The following is a 17,731-nucleotide window of genomic DNA, read 5'->3' on the forward strand; positions in this document are numbered from 1 at the left end:
GGGAAAGCCATCTGCCCATGACCCATATCCCCAAAGCGGAATACAGCCGTCGCCGCAAGGCCCTGATGGCGCAGATGGAACCCAACAGCATCGCGATCCTGCCCGCCGCCGCAGTGGCGATCCGCAACCGCGACGTCGAGCATGTCTACCGTCAGGACAGCGACTTTCAGTACCTCAGCGGTTTCCCCGAGCCGCAAGCCGTCATCGTCCTGATGCCCGGCCGCGAGCACGGCGAGTACGTGCTGTTCTGCCGCGAGCGCAATGCCGAACGCGAGTTATGGGACGGCCTGCGCGCCGGCCAGGAAGGCGCAATCCGTGATTACGGCGCTGACGACGCGTTCCCGATTACCGACATCGACGACATCCTGCCGGGCCTGATCGAAGGCCGCGACCGGGTGTATTCGGCGATGGGCAGCAACCCGGAGTTCGACCGCCATCTGATGGACTGGATCAACGTGATCCGCTCCAAGGCGCACCTCGGCGCCCAGCCACCGAACGAATTCGTTGCCCTGGATCACCTGTTGCACGACATGCGCCTGTATAAATCGGCGGCAGAAGTGAAGGTGATGCGCGAAGCCGCGCGGATTTCCGCTCAGGCGCATATCCGCGCGATGCAGGCCAGCCGGCCGGGACTGTACGAATACAGCCTCGAAGCCGAACTGGATTACGAATTCCGCAAGGGCGGGGCGAAGATGCCGGCCTACGGTTCCATCGTCGCCGCCGGGCGCAACAGTTGCATCCTGCATTACCAGCAGAATGACGCGCTGCTCAAGGACGGTGATCTGGTGTTGATCGACGCCGGTTGCGAAATCGACTGCTACGCCAGCGACATCACCCGCACCTGGCCGGTCAACGGCAAGTTTTCCGCCGAGCAGAAAGCGATTTACGAACTAGTGCTGGCCTCGCAGGAAGCCGCATTCGCTGAAATCGCCCCGAACAAAAACTGGAATCAGGCGCACGAAGCCACGGTCAGGGTGATTACCGCAGGTCTGGTCAAGCTCGGAATCCTGCAAGGCGAGGTCGATGAGTTGATCGCGACCGAAGCCTATAAAGCGTTTTACATGCACCGTGCCGGCCATTGGCTGGGCATGGATGTACATGACGTTGGCGAGTACAAAGTCGGCGGCGAATGGCGGGTGCTGGAGGTCGGCATGGCGCTGACCGTGGAGCCGGGCATCTACATCGCCCCGGACAACCAGCACGTAGCGAAGAAATGGCGCGGCATTGGCGTGCGCATCGAGGATGACGTGGTAGTGACCAAGACCGGTTGTGAAATATTGACCAGCGGCGTACCGAAAACCGTTGCCGAAATCGAAGCGCTGATGGCGCAAGCACGGACACACGCGGCATGAGTCGAGTCAATCTGGCAATCATCGGTGGCGGCCTGGTCGGCGCCAGTCTGGCGTTGGCCTTGCAGGCCGGGGCCAAGGCCCGCGGCTGGAAAATCGTCCTGATCGAACCGTTCGCCCCCGGCGACAGCTGGCAGCCGAGCTACGACGCACGTTCGTCGGCGCTGTCCTTCGGTTCCCGGCAGATCTATCAACGGCTGGGCGTGTGGCAGGAGATTTCCCGCCGCGCCGAGCCGATCAAACAGATTCACGTGTCCGACCGTGGTCGCTTCTCCACCGCCCGTCTGTCGGCGATGGAAGAGGGCGTGCCGGCCTTGGGCTACGTGGTGGAAAACGCCTGGCTCGGCCAGTGCCTGTGGCAGCATCTGGATAAAGACGTGATCAGCTGGCGCTGCCCGGCGGAAGTCACGCGCATGGAGCCGCTGCCCGACTGCTATCGCCTGACCCTCAATGATGAAACCACCGTCGAGTGCGATCTGGCGGTGCTCGCCGATGGTGGTCGCTCCGGTCTGCGCGAACAACTGGGCATCAACGTGCGCAAGCGTCCGTACAACCAGAGCGCGCTGATCGCCAACATCACCCCGAGTGAAGCGCACAACGGCATGGCCTTCGAGCGTTTCACCGACGAAGGGCCGATGGCGCTGCTGCCGCTGCCGGACAACCGTTGCGCACTGGTCTGGACCCGCCTGGGCATGGATGCGCAACGCCTGGCAGACCTCAGCGAGCGTGATTTCCTCAGCGAACTGCAAGGCGTGTTCGGCTACCGCCTCGGCACCTTGAAACAGGTCGGCGCGCGGCATCTGTATCCGTTGTCGCTGGTCGAGGCCGAAGAGCAGGTGCGCTCGCATCTGGCCGTACTCGGCAATGCCGCGCACAGCCTGCACCCGATTGCCGGACAAGGTTTCAACCTTTCCCTGCGCGACGCCGATGCCTTGGCTGCCGCACTGCTCGCCAGTGACCAGCCGCTGGGCGACTTCGCCACCTTGCAGGCCTATCGCGAGCGGCAGCGTCTGGATCAGGAGCTCACGGTGGGCTTCTCCGATCAGGTCACGCGGTTGTTCGGCAGCACTCAGCCGCTGGTCTCGCTGGGCCGCAACATCGGCCTGCTCGGTCTCGATCTGTTGCCACCGGCCAAGCGCTGGTTTGCTCGTCAGGCCATGGGGCTGGGGACGCGGCCGGATGCTTGAGCGGCGGGTCGGCACTTTCACTTTCAGCAGCGCGCCGCCAACTGGCGCGCTCGCTAAAACCCTTTACGGGCGGCGCATGCCGCCAGCGAGACAGGCTTAAAGCATGGAAATGCGCGCAGATCTGCTGATTGTCGGAGCCGGAATGGTCGGCAGCGCCCTCGCGTTGGCGTTGCAGGACAGCGGCCTGGAAGTGTTGCTGCTCGACGGCAGCCCGCTGAGCGTCAAACCGTTCGACGCCGCCGCGCCGTTCGAGCCGCGAGTGAGCGCCTTGTCGGCGGCCAGCCAGCGGATACTCGAACGTCTTGGCGTCTGGGACGGCATCGCCAAGCGCCGCAGCAGCCCCTACACCGACATGCACGTGTGGGACGGCAGCGGCACCGGGCAGATTCACTTCTCGGCGAGCAGTGTGCATGCCGAAGTGCTCGGTCATATCGTCGAAAACCGTGTGGTGCAGGATGCCTTGCTCGATCGCTTGCACGATTGCGATCTGGGCATGCTGGCCAACGCACGGCTGGAACAGATGCGCCGCTCCGGTGACGACTGGCTGCTGACCCTGGCCGATGGTCGGCAGTTGCGTGCGCCGCTGGTGATTGCTGCGGACGGCGCCAATTCGGCGGTGCGCCGGCTGACCGGCGTCGCCACCCGCGAGTGGGATTACTTGCACCACGCCATCGTCACCAGCGTGCGCAGCAGCAAGCCGCACCGGATGACAGCGTGGCAGCGTTTCACCGATCACGGGCCGCTGGCGTTTCTACCGCTGGAACGTGACGGGCAGCAGGACTGGTGCTCGATCGTCTGGTCGACCACGCCAAGTGAAGCCGAACGCCTGATGGCGCTGGATGAAACCGCGTTCTGCCGTGAGCTGGAGCGGGCATTCGAAGGTTGCCTGGGCGAGGTGATCAGCGCTGATCCACGGCTGTGCGTGCCGTTGCGTCAACGCCACGCCAAACGCTACGTGGCCGAAGGCTTGGCACTGATCGGCGACGCCGCGCACACCATTCACCCGTTGGCCGGGCAGGGGGTGAACCTGGGTTTCCTTGATGCGGCGGTGCTGGCTGAAATGTTGTTGCAGGCGGCGGAACGCGGCGAACGGCTGGCGGATGTGAAAGTGCTGAGTCGTTACGAGCGTCGGCGCATGCCGCACAACCTGGCATTGATGGCGGCGATGGAGGGCTTCGAGCGTCTGTTCCAGGCTGACCCGTTGCCGGTGCGCTGGTTGCGCAACGCCGGATTGAAACTGGTGGAGCAGATGCCGGAGGCCAAGGCGTTGTTTGTGCGTGAGGCGCTGGGGTTGACCGGGGATCTGCCGGTACTGGCCAAACCCTGAGATCTGTTTGAGGCTGATGGCCTCTTCGCGAGCAAGCCCGCTCCCACATTGGAATGCATTTCAAGGGTGGGAGCGGGCTTGCTCGCGAAGGGGCCAGAACCGACGCCATGAATTTCAGCTTGTGCAACATCTGGTAACTCCTTGCCCAAGTGTTCGATTGAGCTGGTAAATGTGAGTCCTTATCATTTGGCCCACATTTTCCGACCGAGAGATCACTCCCATGTTGGCACCCAAGCGTCTCCTGACCGCACTGGCCCTGACCCTGATCGGCAGCACTGCCGCCCAGGCCGCCGACGAGGTGGTGGTCTACTCCTCGCGTATCGATGAACTGATCAAACCGGTGTTCGACGCCTACACCGCGAAAACCGGGGTGAAGATCAAGTTCATCACCGACAAGGAAGCGCCGCTGATGCAGCGGATCAAGGCCGAAGGCGAAAACGCCACCGCCGACCTGCTGCTCACCGTGGATGCCGGCAACCTCTGGCAGGCCGAGCAGATGGGCATCCTCCAGCCATTCACTTCGAAAACCATCGATACCAATATTCCCGCGCAATACCGCTCCTCAAGCCACGCCTGGACCGGCCTGAGCCTGCGTGCGCGGACCATCGCCTATTCCACCGAGCGGGTGAAACCGGGCGAGTTGACCACCTACGAAGCGCTGGCCGACAAGGACTGGGAAGGGCGTCTTTGCCTGCGCACGGCGAAGAAGGTCTACAACCAGTCGCTGACCGCGACCATGATTGAAGTGCACGGCGCCGAGAAGACCGAGAAGATCCTCAAGGGCTGGGTCAACAACCTGTCCACCGATGTGTTCTCCGACGACGTCGCGGTGCTGGAAGCGATCAACGCCGGGCAGTGCGACGTCGGCATCGTCAACACCTACTACTACGGTCGTTTGCACAAGCAGAAGCCCGACCTGCCGGTGAAACTGTTCTGGCCGAATCAGGCCGATCGCGGCGTGCATGTAAACCTGTCCGGTATCGGCCTGACCAAGCATGCACCGCACCCGGAAGCCGCCAAGGCGCTGGTGGAGTGGATGACCACGCCTGAGGCGCAGAAAATCTTCGCCGACGTCAACCAGGAGTTTCCGGCCAACCCGGCAGTGAAACCTTCGGAAGAAGTGGCGGCGTGGGGCAAGTTCGTCGCTGACACCTTGCCGGTGGAAGTGGCGGGCAAGCGTCAGGCGGAAGCGATCCGCATGATGGATCGCGCGGGTTGGAACTGAGCCGGCCATCACGGCGAGCCCTCTGTGGCGAGGGAGCTTGCTCCCGCTGGGTCGCGAAGCGACCCCATGGCGCCCTTGCGTCTGGCGTGAATTGAACTGTTAATCTCCTGCGGCTGCTTCGCAGCCGAGCGGGAGCAAGCTCCCTCGCCACAACATGTGGTCGACGTCGAATGGGCGTTGGCCCTCTTGCAGAGAACCCCCTTGGCCCACCCCGCCCAACGCCGCTGGTATCCCATCGTCCTCGCCATTGCCGCGCTGGTGCTGTTGCCCCTGAGTGTCCTGCTGCTGTCGTGGCAGACCATCGATCAGCAGATCTGGTCGCACCTGTGGGAAACCCAGATGCCGCGCCTGCTCGGCAACACCCTGACGCTGGTGCTCGGCGTCGGCGTCGGTGTGACGCTGCTCGGTGTAAGCCTCGCCTGGCTCACCAGCCTCTGCGAATTCCCCGGACGGCGCTGGCTCGACTGGGCGCTGATGTTGCCATTCGCCATCCCGGCCTACGTGCTGGCGTTCGTCTTCGTCGGCCTGCTGGACTTCGCCGGCCCGGTGCAGACCCTGCTGCGTGAGTGGTTCGGCAGCGGCCTGCGCCTGCCGCGCGTGCGCTCCACCGGCGGGGTGATTGTGGTGCTGGTGCTGGTGTTTTATCCCTATGTCTACCTGCTGGCGCGCACCGCGTTTCTCGCGCAGGGCAAAGGCTTGATGGAGGCGGCGCGGGTACTCGGGCAATCGCCATGGCAGGCGTTCTGGCGGGTGGCGTTGCCGATGGCGCGTCCGGCGATTGGCGCCGGTGTGGCGCTGGCGCTGATGGAGACGCTGGCGGATTTCGGCGCGGTGTCGGTGTTCAACTTCGACACCTTCACCACCGCCATCTACAAAACCTGGTACGGCTTCTTCAGTCTGCCGAGCGCCGCGCAACTGGCGAGCCTGTTGTTGCTGGTTGTGATGCTGGTGCTGTACGGCGAGCGGCGCGCACGTGGCGCCAACCGGGCGAGCAACGAGCGCCCCAGGGTCAAGGCGTTGTATCAGCTGCGCGGGCTAAAGGCGTTCGCGGCGACCGGCTGGTGCACGTTGGTGTTTGCCTGCGCGTTCGTGATTCCGTTGCTGCAACTGCTCGTATGGTTCTGGCAGCGCGGGCGCTTCGATCTCGATGAGCGTTATGCCGGGCTGATCCTGCACACCCTGTATCTGGGCGGCATGGCGGCGTTGATCACCGTCAGCGTCGCGCTGCTGCTGGCGTTTGCCCGACGTCTGGCGCCGACCCGGGCAATCCGTTCCGGGGTCAGTCTGGCCAATCTTGGTTATGCGCTGCCGGGTTCGGTGCTGGCGGTGTCGATCATGCTGGCGTTCAGTTATCTCGACCGCGAACTGGTGATTCCGCTGTCGGGCTGGCTCGGCGGCGCCGGCAAACCATTGCTGCTGGGCAGTCTGGCGGCGTTGCTGATGGCCTATCTGGTGCGCTTTATCGCGGTGGCCTACGGACCACTGGAAAACAGTCTGGCGCGTATACGGCCTTCATTGCCCGAAGCGGCACGTAGTCTGGGTGTCAGTGGGCCGCGACTGTTTTTCAAAGTGTATCTGCCGCTGTTGCTGCCCGGCACACTGAGCGCGGCGTTGCTGGTGTTCGTCGATGTGCTCAAGGAAATGCCCGCGACCCTGCTGATGCGCCCGTTTGGCTGGGACACGCTGGCGGTGCGAATCTTCGAAATGACCAGTGAAGGGGAATGGGCGCGGGCATCGCTGCCGGCGCTGACCCTGGTGTTGGTCGGCCTGTTACCGGTCATCGGCCTGATCCGCCGCTCGGCGCACCGAAACACTTAGTCGTCAGTCCTGAATCATGCGGCTACAATGCGCGGCATTCGGTGCGGTTCGTCTGACAGACCCGTTCGCTGAAATCGGCTGAAAGCCTTCTATTTCGAGGCTTTCACCCCGTACAGCGGCTGTCCGCACCTTCGCCACGCCCGGAAGGAGAAACCCATGGGACAGCGTACGCCTCTGTATGACCTGCATCTCGCCCTCGGCGCGAAGATGGTCGATTTTGGCGGTTGGGACATGCCACTGCATTACGGCTCGCAGGTCGAGGAACACCACGAGGTGCGCCGCGATTGCGGGGTGTTCGATGTTTCCCATATGACCGTTATCGACGTTGACGGTCCCCAGGCCAAGGCCTGGCTGCAGCATTTGCTGGCCAATGACGTCGAACGCCTGCATCGCCCCGGCCGCGCGCTCTATAGCACGATGCTCAACGAACGTGGCGGCATCGTCGACGACATGATCGTCTATCGCCTCGAAGACCGTTATCGTCTGGTGTTCAACGCCTCCACTCGCGACCAGGATCTGGCGTGGATGCAGGCGCAGGTCGCCGGTTACGACGTGCATCTGCACGAGCGTCAGGATCTGGCGATGCTCGCCATTCAAGGCCCGCAGGCCCGGCAGAAGATTGCCGAACTGGTGACCCAGTCCCGCGCCGCACTGATCCAGCACCTCAAACCGTTCGAAGCCGAAGTCGATGGCGACTGGTTCATCGCCCGCACCGGTTATACCGGTGAAGACGGCCTGGAAATCGCTTTGCCGGCCGAGCAGGCGCCGGGATTTTTCAACGATCTGGTCGGTGCCGGCATTTCTCCCATCGGCCTCGGCGCCCGCGACACGTTGCGGGTCGAAGCCGGGATGAACCTCTATGGCCAGGACATTCATCAGGATGTCTCGCCGCTGGCGTCCAATATGGCCTGGAGCATCGCCTGGGAACCGGCTTCGCGGCAGTTCATCGGTCGCTCGGCCCTGGAAGCGGAAAAAGCCGCCGGCGTTGCGCACAAACTGGTGGGTCTGGTGCTTGAGGAACGCGGTGTTTTGCGCGCCCATCAAGTGGTTCGTATCGCCGATGTTGGCGAAGGAGAGATCACCAGTGGTAGTTTCTCTCCTACGCTAAGCAAATCGATTGCCCTGGCGCGTGTACCGATGGCTACCGCCGACCGCGCCGAAGTGGAAATCCGTGGCAAGTGGTATCCGGTACGAGTGGTCAAACCGACCTTCGTGCGCCATGGTAAAACCTTGATCTGACCTTTTCCGGCGGGCCTGACCGCTGACAATTTTCTTGAGGACACCGAGCATGAGCAATATCCCCGCTGAACTGCGTTTTGCCGAAAGTCATGAATGGGCACGCCTGGAAGCCGACGGCACCGTTACCGTGGGCATCAGCGATCACGCGCAGGAAGCGCTGGGCGATGTGGTGTTCGTTGAGCTGGCCGAAGTCGGCAAAGTGTTTACTGCCCGTGATACAGCAGGTGTTGTCGAGTCGGTGAAGGCCGCTTCCGACATCTACTCCCCGGTCGGCGGTGAAGTGATCGCCGTCAACGAAGATCTGAGCGGCTCTCCGGAACTGCTGAACTCCGACCCGTACGGTGCGTGGATCTTCAAGCTCAAGCCAAGCGACAAGGCCGAGCTGGACAAGCTGCTGGACGCCGCTGCCTACAAGGCTGCCATCGGCGACTAAGCAGAGTGTGATACTGCAAAAGCCCCGATCTCTCGGGGCTTTTTTGTGGGCGTCGATCAGGCGTCGCGCAATACCGCTTTCACCGCCGCCACCGAACGCTCGACGTCGTCCTTGGTCATGGTGGTGAACATCGGCAATGACACGATCAAGCGTCCAACGCGCTCGGCAACTGGCAACATGCCTTCCTTGAACCCGCGCTCGCGGTACAGGCTCAGCAAGTGGATCGGCGGGTAGTGATAGCCGATGCCGATGCCTTTGGCCTGCATCTGCTCCATGAACGTGGCGCGGGCCGGCAAGCCGTCCTTGCGCTCCGGCAGGACCAGTTGGAACAGGTGCCAGTTGCTCTGGGTAAAGTCCGCCGGTGGCAGTTGGGCGCCATAAGTCGCTTCAAAGTCATCGCCAAAACATTTGAAGTAGTGCCGGGCCAGTTCCTGACGATGGGCGGTCAGCGCCTCGATATGGGCGAATTGACCCAGACCGATGGTGGCGGCGATGTCGGTCATGTTGAACTTGCCACCGAGCACATCGACGTCCAGACCATCAAAGCCGTTGCGGGTCACGCCCTGCAGGCGGTACTTCTCCGCCAGCCGCGCCTCTTCCGGGGTGTTCAGCACCAGGCAGCCGCCCTCGGAGCAGGTGACGTTCTTGTTCGCCTGAAAGCTGAACGACACGAAATCGCCGGTGGCGCCGATGCGCTGGCCGTTCCAGCTCGAACCCAGGGCCTGAGCGGCGTCTTCGACGATACGCAGATTGTGTTTGCGCGCGATGGCATATAGCCGATCCAGATCCACTGGCAGGCCGGCGAGGTACACCGGAATCAGCGCTTTGGTGCGCGGGGTGATGGCCGCTTCCAACTGGTCCAGATCGATGTTGCGGGTCACCGGATCGATGTCGGCAAACACTGGTGTGGCGCCGACTTCGAGGATCACGTTGGCGGTGGCGACCCAGGAAATCGGCGTAGTGATCACTTCGTCACCCGGGCCGATGCCGGCGATGCGCAGAGCGATTTCCATGGTGCAGGTGCCGGAGTTGAAGGTGCGCACCGGGCGTCCGCCGAAGTATTCCGACAACTGTGCTTCAAAGGCTTGGACCTTCGGCCCGCTGGTGATCCAGCCGGAACGCAGCACATCGCCGACGGCGGCAATCGTGGCTTCATCAATGACAGGTTTGGAAAACGGCAGGAACGGCAGTTGGTTCATGAGGATTGGATCATCCGAAGGTTGGACGCCTGATGCAGGCGCTACAGCATGCCCCGGAACCCCCTCTGCCGCCAAGCCGTGCGCGTCGGGATCGGCTGCTATGCTGGTTTGACCGTGTTGCATTGACGCCGAGCGCCAGCCAAGAGAGAGCCCGTCATGTCCCAGTTGCCATCCTTGAGCCAGTTACGCGACCCCGAAGCCTTTCTGCGCCGCCATTTGGGCCCCGACGCCGCCGAACAACAGGCGATGCTCGACAGCCTCGGTCTGGGCAGCCGGGTCGAACTGATCGAGCAGACGGTGCCGCCGGGCATTCGCCTGAATCGGGCGCTGGACTTGCCGCCGGCCCTTGATGAGCAGGCGGCGCTGGCCAAGCTGCGCGGTTACGCCGAGCAGAATCAGGTCTGGACCAGCCTGATCGGCATGGGCTACCACGGCACGCTCACACCGACGGTCATCCTGCGCAATGTGCTGGAAAATCCTGGCTGGTACACCGCCTATACACCGTATCAACCGGAGATCGCCCAGGGCCGTCTCGAAGCGTTGCTGAATTTTCAGCAACTGACCATCGACCTCACCGGTCTTGAACTGGCCAACGCCTCTTTGCTCGACGAAGCCACCGCCGCTGCAGAAGCCATGGCGCTGGCCAAGCGTGTGGCGAAGTCGAAGAGCAATCTGTTTTTCGTCGATGAGAATTGTCATCCGCAGACTGTTTCCGTGGTGCAGACCCGCGCTGAAGGCTTCGGCTTCGAGCTGATCATCGACGCGGTGGATAACCTCAGCCAGCACCAAGTGTTCGGCGCGTTGCTGCAGTATCCCGACACTCACGGCGAGATCCGTGATCTGCGTCCGGTCATCGATCAGTTGCACGCGCAGCAGGCGTTGGCCTGTGTCGCCACCGATCTGCTGAGCCTGTTGCTGCTGACACCGCCGGGTGAACTGGGCGCGGACGTGGTGTTCGGTTCGTCCCAGCGCTTTGGCGTACCGATGGGCTACGGTGGCCCGCACGCAGCGTTTTTTGCCAGCCGCGAGGAGTACAAACGGGCGATTCCGGGGCGGATCATCGGCGTGTCGAAAGACGCTCGTGGCAACGTCGCGTTGCGCATGGCCCTGCAAACCCGTGAGCAACATATTCGCCGCGAGAAGGCCAACTCGAACATCTGCACCGCGCAGGTGCTGCTGGCCAACATCGCCAGTTGCTACGCGGTGTATCACGGGCCGCAAGGCTTGAAACGCATCGCCCAGCGCGTGCACCGCTTGACCTGCATCCTGGCGGCGGGCCTTGAGCGCCATGGCATCCAAAGGATCAACGCACAGTTTTTCGACACCCTCACGCTGGAGGTTGGCGGCGCGCAGAGCGCGATCATCGACAGCGCCAAGGCTGCACAGATCAACCTGCGGATTCTCGGCCGTGGCCGAGTCGGCTTGAGCCTCGACGAGACTTGCGATGAAAACACGGTGGCCAAACTGTTCGACGTGCTGCTCGGTGCCGATCATGGTTTGAACGTCGACGACATTGACGCAGAAGCACTGGTTTCCGGCATTCCCGACCACCTGCAGCGCAACACGCCGTACCTGCGCCACCCGGTGTTCAATGCGCATCACAGCGAAACCGAGATGCTGCGCTACCTCAAGCAACTGGAGAACAAGGATCTGGCGCTTAACCAGTCGATGATCCCGCTGGGCTCCTGCACCATGAAACTCAACGCCACCAGCGAGATGATCCCGATCACCTGGCCGCAGTTCGCCAACCTGCACCCGTTCGCGCCACGGGAACAGGCGGTCGGTTACACCTTGATGATTGAAGAACTGGAGCGTTGGTTGTGCGCGATCACCGGGTTCGATGCGATCTGCATGCAGCCCAATTCCGGCGCTCAGGGCGAGTACGCCGGGCTGCTGGCGATTCGCAAATATCACGAGAGCCGGCAGCAGGGCGCGCGGGACATTTGCCTGATTCCATCCTCGGCCCATGGCACCAACCCGGCTTCGGCGCAAATGGCCGGGATGCGCGTGGTGATCGTCGAGTGCGACGAGGCCGGCAACGTCGATCTGGACGACCTGAAAACCAAGGCAGCCGAGGCAGGAGACAAGTTGTCGTGCCTGATGGCGACCTATCCATCGACTCACGGCGTGTACGAGGAGGGCATCAGCGAAATCTGCGAAGTTATCCACCAGCACGGCGGGCAGGTGTACATGGACGGCGCCAATCTCAATGCGCAGGTCGGGCTGGCGCGGCCGGCGGACATCGGCGCCGATGTGTCGCACATGAACCTGCACAAGACTTTCTGCATTCCCCACGGCGGTGGCGGGCCGGGCATGGGGCCGATCGGTATTCGCGCGCATCTGGCGCCGTTCGTTGCCAATCACCCGGTGGTGCCGATTGACGGCCCGCTGCCACAGAACGGCGCGGTCAGCGCGGCGCCGTGGGGCAGCGCGAGCATTTTGCCGATCAGCTGGATGTACATCGCGATGATGGGGCCGCAACTGGCGGATGCCAGCGAAGTGGCGATCCTCGCCGCGAACTATCTGGCGCAGCATTTATCCGGCGCATTCCCGGTGCTCTACACCGGGCGCAACGGGCGGGTGGCCCATGAGTGCATTCTTGATCTGCGGCCGTTGAAGGCGCAGACCGGGATCAGTGAAGAGGACGTCGCCAAGCGCCTGATGGACTATGGTTTCCATGCGCCGACCATGTCCTTCCCGGTGCCGGGTACGCTGATGGTCGAGCCGACCGAGAGCGAGTCCAAGGCCGAACTCGATCGTTTCATCGGCGCGATGCTGAGCATCCGCGCGGAAATCACCGAAGTGCAGAACGGCAACTGGCCGGCGGAAGACAACCCGCTCAAGCGCGCGCCGCATACCCTGGCGGATGTCACTGGAGTGTGGGAGCGGCCTTACAGCATCGAACAGGGCATCACCCCGGATGCGCACACCAAGGCGCACAAGTATTGGCCGGCGGTGAATCGGGTGGATAACGTCTATGGGGATCGCAATCTGTTTTGTGCCTGCGTCCCGGTAGACGATTACCGCTGATCTTCAGGCAACACGCAGAGCCATTGTGGGAGCGGGCTTGCTCGCGAAGGCGTCGTGTCAGAAAAATAGATACATCTGATCCACCGCCTTCGCGAGCGAGCCCGCTCCCACAGGGTGGTGTGGTGAATTTGAAATTACGGGCAAAAAAATGCCGCTCGATCGAGCGGCATTTTTGTTTGGCGCCTGGCTTACTCGGAGGCCACTGCGTTCTTCGCCAGAATCGCATTCGCCAGTTCCATGTCCGTGGCTTGCAGGCCCGGGTTGTCGGCACGGACTTTCTGCATGGCTGCCTCCAGGTATGGCCCACGGATGCCGCCATCGCTGGCGACGAAGCTACCCGCATCGTCCTGTGCGGCAACGATTAGCTTGTGATCCTTGAAGGTCAGGTAGGTCGAACCGGTGGTGGCGCCGGACGAAATGACGTTACGCCAAAAGCTGTCGGCCATCGCTGAACCAACGGGAAGGGACAGCAAGGCAACGGTGGCGACAGCAAGTTTGAGACGCATGATTGAGTGACTCCTGGGGGTTAACTACGGCGTTGGATAACGATTCGCCAATCCGGTTCCGTAGTGGCCTATTTCTGCTCGCTCTGCGGTGTCACCCGCAGCACTTCTTCGAGGGTGGTCAGCCCCGCCGCGACCTTCTGCGCACCCGACAGGCGCAGGCTGCGCATGCCTTCCTTGAAGGCTTGCCGGCGGATGGCGGTGAGGTCGGTGTCGGGGGTGATGAGCGCTTTGAGGCTATCGCTCAACTGCATGATTTCGTAGACCCCGGCGCGTCCGCGATAACCGGTGTCGCGACACTCCAGGCAACCGATAGCGCGTTGCGCATTGCCCGGCAGCGGCGCCTGCCAGGGCCGGGTCAGGGTTTGCCAGTCTTCCTCTTCCAGCGTCAGCGGCGCCTTGCAGTGCGGGCACAGGGTGCGCACCAGGCGCTGGGCCATGACCCCGAGCACCGTGGCTTTGATCAGATAGTGCGGCACACCGAGTTCCAATAGCCGACTGATCGCGCTGGGGGCATCGTTGGTGTGCAGGGTCGACAGCACCAGGTGGCCGGTGAGTGCAGCCTGAATCGCCATTTCTGCGGTTTCCAGGTCACGGATCTCGCCGATCATGATGATGTCCGGGTCCTGCCGCATCAGCGCGCGTACCCCGGCGGCGAAACTCAGGTCGATGTTGTGCTGCACCTGCATCTGGTTGAACGCCGGCTCGACCATTTCGATCGGGTCTTCGATGGTGCAGAGGTTGATCTCCGGCGTCGCCAGTTTTTTCAGTGTGGTGTAGAGCGTGGTGGTCTTGCCCGAGCCGGTTGGTCCGGTGACCAGAATGATGCCGTTAGGCTGGCGGGTCATGTCCTGCCAGCGGCGCAGGTCGTCGGCGGAAAAGCCCAACTGATCGAAGTCCTTGAGCAGCACTTCCGGGTCGAAGATCCGCATGACCATTTTTTCGCCAAACGCGGTGGGCAGCGTTGAGAGCCGCAGTTCCACTTCGCCGCCGTCCGGGGTCTTGGTCTTGACCCGGCCGTCCTGGGGTTTGCGCTTCTCGGCGACGTTCATCCGCCCGAGGCTTTTCAGGCGGCTGACGATCGCCATGGTCACCTGCGGCGGGAATTGATAGACGTTGTGCAACACGCCATCGATGCGAAAGCGCACGGTACCCTGTTCGCGGCGCGGTTCGATGTGGATATCGCTGGCGCGCTGCTGGAAGGCGTACTGGAACAGCCAGTCGACGATGTTGACGATGTGCGCGTCGTTGGCGTCCGGCTCCTGATCACTGGCGCCGAGGTTGAGCAGTTGTTCGAAGTTGCCGAGGTTGCCGTTTTGCTGATCGGCGTTGTTGGCGCCGCTGACCGATTTGGCGAGGCGGAAGAACTCGACGCTGAAGCGCTGGATGTCCACCGGGTTGGCGACCACCCGTTTGATCGGCAGCTTCAGCACGTGGGTCAAGTCAGCCTCCCAACCGGTGACGTAGGGCTGGGCGCTGGCCACGACCACCGCATCGCGGTCGACCGCCACCGCGAGAATCTTGTGGCGTTGGGCAAAGGCGTAGGACATCAGCGGGGTGATCGCCGCAACGTTGATCTTCAACGGGTCGATGCGCATGTACGGCTGGCCGGCCTGCTGCGCCAGCCACAGGGTCAGGCTTTCCAGGTCCAGATGTTTGCCCGGACGGCTGAGGTCATCCAGTTGCTGGCTGGCGATGAACTCCAGCGGATGTTGCTGGCCGTGGGTCGCATGGCGGCGCCGGGCGTTGAGCGCCTGCTCCGCCGAGTCCTGGCTGATAAAGCCTTGGGCGACCAGCTCACGCAACACATCGTTGAGATCCAGCCAGCGGTCCTGAGTGGCGAGTTGAACGGACATGCGGGCTCCTTTTGAACGACTGTGCGCAAAGGATAGTCGTGGCCCCGCAGACTGTTGGGCCACTACCCGACAAAGCCGTTGCCGGATTTGTCAGCCGGACGCCTGGGCCGGCGCAGCCCACGCCGTGTCGGCGTCTTGCAGGTTCACCGAGCAGACGCTGATCAGGTTACGAAGTTTTTCCGCAATCACCTGGGCGCGATGCCAGCTCAGACCGTCAATGACGATATCGATCGACAGCAGATCGTCGAGCCGCTCGACGTGAACCTGTTGCGGCGTGAGGAATTGCAGCGCAAACAGATTCAGCACCCGCACCAACAGATCCGGCTCGGCTTCGGCGAGCAACTGATAACGCGCACAGCAGTGCGCGTTGTTGACGTTCCACACATCGGCGCGGGGCGCAGGGGTATTCACGGCTTCGAGGTGAGGCATGTCCGGTCTCCAGAGTCAGTGGAGGAATTTTTACATTCGGTGTCGGGCATTTCTTGTCTAAGATGAGCGGATTCGCGGATTGATCGACTAGAACGATTCGAAAAATGATCACTTTGAGGATTGGTTATGCACAGCGAGCTGGACAGCTACGACCGGCGGATTCTCGCCTTGCTGCAACAGGACGCGTCACTGTCCAGCGCGCAGATCGCCGAGCAGGTGGGCCTGTCGCAGTCGCCGTGCTGGCGGCGGATTCAGCGGATGAAGGAGGAGGGGATCATTCGCGGGCAGGTGACCTTGCTTGATCGCAAGAAGATCGGCCTGAACACGCAGATCTTCGCCGAGATCAAACTCAACGCCCACGGGCGTTCGAACTTCACCGAATTCACCGAGGCGATTCGCGGTTTTCCGGAAGTGCTGGAGTGTTATGTGTTGATGGGCGCGGTGGACTTTCTGTTGCGCATTGTCGCGGCGGACATCGAGGCGTATGAGCGATTCTTCTTCGAAAAGCTGTCGCTGGTGCCAGGGATTCAGGAGGTGAACTCGATTGTGGCGCTGTCGGAGATCAAATCCACGACCAGCCTGCCAGTCTTGCGCTGATCCTTTTGTGGCGAGGGGATTTATCCCCGATGGGTCGCGAAGCGGCCCCCGCTTAGTTGAAAGCAGGGACTGCTGCGCAGTCCATCGGGGATAAATCCCCTCACCACACAGTCATTACATGCGCAGCAGCATTTTCCACGCACGATTCTGATAAACCGCAATCGCCTGCTGCTTGCGCGCATCGAGCAGTTCGTCAGTGATCGTCGGCTCGTTGGCCAGTTGCGCCAGTTTGTTCAGCTCGCCGTACAGGCGATCCATTTCCGCGATCTCCAGCACGTTACGCGCATGGTGCAGCCAGACCTGGATGCGTTCGATGCGCGGCAGTTGCTCGGCCAGATCTTCCGGCTGCTGCTGATAGCGCTGCAGTTGCAGGGACGTGGCTTCTTCGCCGAGCATGCGCGGCAGCCAGCTGTGCAGTTGCGCGGCGCCCTGACGATTGCCGCGGGTGTTGCGCTCGGCGGCCCAGGTGCGGGCCAGCAGCCAGCGCGAAACAGTCAGCGAGAACAGGCCCCAGCGTGGGTCTTCCAGTTCTTCGAGGAATTGCTCCGGCGCGGCCTTGCGTACGTCTTCGTCTTCGATACCGACCTGAACCAGTGGGCGCCAGTCTTCCAGCAGTGCATCCAGCGCCACGCGCAGGTCGTGAGTGGCCGGACGCGGTGCGGCCTGGCCGAGGCTGCTGAGCAGGGCGCGCATTTCCGCGAGGTTCTCGACCCAGTCCTGCAGCAGGCGCCAGTGGCCGTTGAAGCGATATTGTTCGGCCAGACGCTGGCTGCTGCCGAGCAAGTGCCAGGCCAGCGCGGCGAAGGCGTCGTCGAGTTGGGTTTCCGGGGTCAGTTGCGGCGCCGGCAGGCTCAGCGAGTAGCTGTTGGCGTCGTACAGACGGTAGCCGCGCTCGGCCTTGCTGATGTCGCAGGGCATCAAGGCCAGGGTTTCGGCCAGTTCGGCGGCCAGTTCCAGCAACGCGGCAGGCTCACCTTCGCGCAGTTCCAGTTCCAGCTCGCAGATTTCTTCTTTCTGTTTGCCGACCACCACGTGACCGAGGTCCAGCGCGGCTTCGATCACCACTTTGGCCTTGCCGCGGCCCCAGGCGATTTCCGCGCGCTCGCGGACGAAATCGGTGGTGAAGATCGGCTTCAGGGTTTTCTTGTCCAGCTCGGCCAGCGCCTCGGGCCAGCATTCGCCGTCGAGTTTCTTCACGTCGAGCTTGGCTTTGGGCAGCTTCCAGTCGTACTCGTTACGCTCGGACAGACCGGCCACGCTCTGGCCACGGGTCTTGAGGGTCTGGATCACTTCGTCGCCGTCCTTGCGCAGGCGCAGGGCAACTTTGGCCTGAGCCAGATCGCGCTCGGGGGTGTCGAAGTACTGGTTCATCAACTCACGGCGTTCCCAGCCATTTTTGTTGCGTTTTTTCAGTAGCGGGTGCTCGCGCAGGGCAGCGAGGGTTTCGCGGCTGACGCGGAGTTTGATTTCGGTTTCTTTCTGCATGGCCGGAAAATCCAGGATCGGGAGCGCAGCCGGGGGAATGTGTGGCTGCCAAGG

General features: G+C 62.5%; 14 protein-coding genes. 9 read left to right on the forward strand and 5 right to left on the reverse strand.

Going from position 1 to position 17,731, the window contains the following annotated elements; genetic code table 11:
• Positions 1-17 precede the first annotated feature (17 nt).
• The 7 genes from pepP to gcvH all read left to right on the forward strand — a co-directional run bounded on the left by pepP (position 18) and on the right by gcvH (position 8,578).
• A complete protein-coding gene (gene pepP, locus VLA07_RS10830) occupies positions 18-1,352 on the forward strand; it encodes a Xaa-Pro aminopeptidase (RefSeq protein WP_183782965.1) in 1,335 nt (444 codons plus the stop codon).
• Positions 1,349-2,536 carry a 2-octaprenyl-6-methoxyphenyl hydroxylase gene (gene ubiH, locus VLA07_RS10835; protein WP_333989222.1) on the forward strand — a complete coding sequence of 396 codons (1,188 nt, stop codon included), beginning with the start codon at positions 1,349-1,351 and terminating at the stop codon, positions 2,534-2,536. Before pepP ends, ubiH begins: the two co-directional genes overlap by 4 nt.
• 109 nt (positions 2,537-2,645) lie before the next feature.
• Positions 2,646-3,863 carry a 2-octaprenyl-3-methyl-6-methoxy-1,4-benzoquinol hydroxylase gene (locus VLA07_RS10840; protein WP_333989292.1) on the forward strand — a complete coding sequence of 406 codons (1,218 nt, stop codon included), beginning with the start codon at positions 2,646-2,648 and terminating at the stop codon, positions 3,861-3,863.
• Positions 3,864-4,083: 220 nt separating this feature from the next.
• Entirely contained in the window at positions 4,084-5,088 is a 1,005-nt protein-coding gene (locus VLA07_RS10845) for an extracellular solute-binding protein (protein WP_333989223.1), read from the forward strand.
• Between the two features lie 201 nt (positions 5,089-5,289).
• Positions 5,290-6,906, forward strand: coding sequence for an ABC transporter permease (locus VLA07_RS10850; protein WP_134784918.1), 1,617 nt, complete (start codon positions 5,290-5,292; stop codon positions 6,904-6,906).
• Positions 6,907-7,062: 156 nt separating this feature from the next.
• Positions 7,063-8,145: a glycine cleavage system aminomethyltransferase GcvT gene (gene gcvT, locus VLA07_RS10855; RefSeq protein ID WP_103368197.1), complete on the forward strand. Its 1,083-nt coding sequence runs from the start codon at positions 7,063-7,065 to the stop codon at positions 8,143-8,145.
• Between the two features lie 49 nt (positions 8,146-8,194).
• Positions 8,195-8,578 carry a glycine cleavage system protein GcvH gene (gcvH, locus tag VLA07_RS10860; protein ID WP_333989224.1) on the forward strand — a complete coding sequence of 128 codons (384 nt, stop codon included), beginning with the start codon at positions 8,195-8,197 and terminating at the stop codon, positions 8,576-8,578.
• Between the two features lie 56 nt (positions 8,579-8,634).
• Here the strand turns inward: gcvH and VLA07_RS10865 are convergent, their stop codons facing one another.
• The gene (locus tag VLA07_RS10865) at positions 8,635-9,777 is read right to left on the reverse strand and encodes a DegT/DnrJ/EryC1/StrS family aminotransferase (RefSeq protein WP_333989225.1); all 1,143 of its coding nucleotides are present in this window, start codon (positions 9,775-9,777) and stop codon (positions 8,635-8,637) included.
• 156 nt (positions 9,778-9,933) lie between these two features.
• On the opposite strand from VLA07_RS10865, the gene gcvP reads away from it, so the two are divergent.
• Entirely contained in the window at positions 9,934-12,807 is a 2,874-nt protein-coding gene (gcvP, locus tag VLA07_RS10870; protein ID WP_333989226.1) for an aminomethyl-transferring glycine dehydrogenase, read from the forward strand.
• Between the two features lie 188 nt (positions 12,808-12,995).
• Here the strand turns inward: gcvP and VLA07_RS10875 are convergent, their stop codons facing one another.
• From VLA07_RS10875 to VLA07_RS10885, 3 genes are all read right to left on the reverse strand, one after another.
• Complete coding sequence (locus VLA07_RS10875; RefSeq protein ID WP_177409030.1) at positions 12,996-13,316, reverse strand: DUF2388 domain-containing protein; 321 nt, start codon at positions 13,314-13,316, stop codon at positions 12,996-12,998.
• A gap of 65 nt (positions 13,317-13,381) precedes the next feature.
• Positions 13,382-15,166, reverse strand: coding sequence for a GspE/PulE family protein (locus tag VLA07_RS10880; protein WP_027610501.1), 1,785 nt, complete (start codon positions 15,164-15,166; stop codon positions 13,382-13,384).
• A gap of 90 nt (positions 15,167-15,256) precedes the next feature.
• Positions 15,257-15,595, reverse strand: coding sequence for a hypothetical protein (locus VLA07_RS10885; RefSeq protein WP_096796142.1), 339 nt, complete (start codon positions 15,593-15,595; stop codon positions 15,257-15,259).
• A 126-nt stretch (positions 15,596-15,721) separates the two neighbouring features.
• Between VLA07_RS10885 and VLA07_RS10890 the strand changes: the two genes are divergently transcribed.
• Positions 15,722-16,192: an Lrp/AsnC family transcriptional regulator gene (locus tag VLA07_RS10890; protein WP_247267249.1), complete on the forward strand. Its 471-nt coding sequence runs from the start codon at positions 15,722-15,724 to the stop codon at positions 16,190-16,192.
• A gap of 114 nt (positions 16,193-16,306) precedes the next feature.
• Here the strand turns inward: VLA07_RS10890 and VLA07_RS10895 are convergent, their stop codons facing one another.
• Positions 16,307-17,677 carry a CYTH domain-containing protein gene (locus VLA07_RS10895; RefSeq protein ID WP_027610504.1) on the reverse strand — a complete coding sequence of 457 codons (1,371 nt, stop codon included), beginning with the start codon at positions 17,675-17,677 and terminating at the stop codon, positions 16,307-16,309.
• Positions 17,678-17,731: the final 54 nt, after the last annotated feature.

Source organism: Pseudomonas sp. S3(2024), assembly GCF_036861315.1.
GTDB lineage: Bacteria > Pseudomonadota > Gammaproteobacteria > Pseudomonadales > Pseudomonadaceae > Aquipseudomonas > Aquipseudomonas putida_A.

Excerpts from the sequence above, each read along its gene's own strand:
- pepP (WP_183782965.1), top strand. The coding sequence starts at position 18 with ATGACCCATATCCCCAAAGCGGAATACAGCCGTCGCCGCAAGGCCCTG.
- VLA07_RS10865 (WP_333989225.1), bottom strand. The coding sequence starts at position 9,777 with ATGAACCAACTGCCGTTCCTGCCGTTTTCCAAACCTGTCATTGATGAA.
- VLA07_RS10845 (WP_333989223.1), top strand. The coding sequence starts at position 4,084 with ATGTTGGCACCCAAGCGTCTCCTGACCGCACTGGCCCTGACCCTGATC.
- VLA07_RS10890 (WP_247267249.1), top strand. The coding sequence starts at position 15,722 with ATGCACAGCGAGCTGGACAGCTACGACCGGCGGATTCTCGCCTTGCTG.
- gcvH (WP_333989224.1), top strand. The coding sequence starts at position 8,195 with ATGAGCAATATCCCCGCTGAACTGCGTTTTGCCGAAAGTCATGAATGG.
- VLA07_RS10840 (WP_333989292.1), top strand. The coding sequence starts at position 2,646 with ATGCGCGCAGATCTGCTGATTGTCGGAGCCGGAATGGTCGGCAGCGCC.
- ubiH (WP_333989222.1), top strand. The coding sequence starts at position 1,349 with ATGAGTCGAGTCAATCTGGCAATCATCGGTGGCGGCCTGGTCGGCGCC.
- gcvP (WP_333989226.1), top strand. The coding sequence starts at position 9,934 with ATGTCCCAGTTGCCATCCTTGAGCCAGTTACGCGACCCCGAAGCCTTT.
- VLA07_RS10895 (WP_027610504.1), bottom strand. The coding sequence starts at position 17,677 with ATGCAGAAAGAAACCGAAATCAAACTCCGCGTCAGCCGCGAAACCCTC.
- VLA07_RS10880 (WP_027610501.1), bottom strand. The coding sequence starts at position 15,166 with ATGTCCGTTCAACTCGCCACTCAGGACCGCTGGCTGGATCTCAACGAT.
- gcvT (WP_103368197.1), top strand. The coding sequence starts at position 7,063 with ATGGGACAGCGTACGCCTCTGTATGACCTGCATCTCGCCCTCGGCGCG.
- VLA07_RS10885 (WP_096796142.1), bottom strand. The coding sequence starts at position 15,595 with ATGCCTCACCTCGAAGCCGTGAATACCCCTGCGCCCCGCGCCGATGTG.